This window comes from Paraburkholderia ginsengiterrae, assembly GCF_001645125.1.
Classification (GTDB): Bacteria; Pseudomonadota; Gammaproteobacteria; order Burkholderiales; family Burkholderiaceae; genus Paraburkholderia; species Paraburkholderia ginsengiterrae.
On the sequence record NZ_LXKA01000218.1, the window covers coordinates 1 to 465 of the forward strand.

Below are 465 nucleotides of genomic sequence, written 5' to 3' on the forward strand. Positions count from 1 at the left end.
GAGTGGGGAGGAGGTGGGGGGTGGTGATTTGCGCAGATGCGGGGAAGGCGCTGGCGGAGGAGTTTAGGGGAGTGGAGGCGGGGGGAGGGAGTGAGAGAGATGACTGGGCAGCAGCGGACAAGGCGATTGGACTTTGCAGGGTGCTGAAGGCAGTCGAAGCGAACGGTCAGATGGATGTAGGGCTCCCCGAAGGACCTCTGTGCTTTCGCTTCAGCAACTGGCGTGAATGCGAGCGCGTGCTGCTCGAATCGGGCTTCATCGAACCGCACGTTCAGGACGTAGAACAGACATGGCGCATTCGTGCGCTCGAAACACCTCTCCATGCGCTGAGGCGGGTCGGTGTGAGCATAGGCGCCATACTGAAAGCTCAAACGCAGGACGACTTCGATCTGATTGAAAAGGACGTCGCGGAAAGGGCGGCAGCTTATCGCAACACCGAGGAGTTTCACGTGCCAATGCCGTGCG

General features: G+C 60.2%; 1 pseudogene. It reads left to right on the forward strand.

Features of this window, described 5'->3' with window-relative positions:
- Window positions 1-140: 140 nt before the first annotated feature.
- Window positions 141-465, forward strand: a pseudogene (locus tag A6V37_RS16030) (methyltransferase type 11); the annotation flags it as partial.